The sequence below is a fragment of the Streptomyces sp. AB3(2024) genome (assembly GCF_041862025.1).
Taxonomy (GTDB): domain Bacteria; phylum Actinomycetota; class Actinomycetes; order Streptomycetales; family Streptomycetaceae; genus Streptomyces.
Genome location: NZ_JBGWAB010000415.1, coordinates 1 through 223, shown reverse-complemented (window position 1 = coordinate 223; position 223 = coordinate 1). Strand labels below are relative to the sequence as shown.

Here is a 223-nt window from a genome sequence, read left to right as displayed (position 1 = left end):
CTTCGCCCAGTACCCGATCTCCCAGGCCCGGTGCGTCTCCTCCAGCTGCGAACCCCACGGCAGATCCTGCGCCTTGTTCAGGTCCTCGCCCTTGTACCCGTACATGTTCGCGCCGTGCGAACCGTCATCCGCCGTCAACGGCGCCGCACAGTACAACGCACGGATCTTGTTCGCACACGTCCGCTCCGCCGCCCAGAACGCGGACACCGCGGCGTTGACGTCG

1 protein-coding gene is annotated in these 223 nt (G+C 66.8%); it reads right to left on the bottom strand.

Going from position 1 to position 223, the window contains the following annotated elements; genetic code table 11:
• Nucleotides 1-223 (bottom strand): hypothetical protein (locus ACEPPI_RS41025; protein WP_373920315.1); only part of this gene is annotated, 223 nt, incomplete at both ends.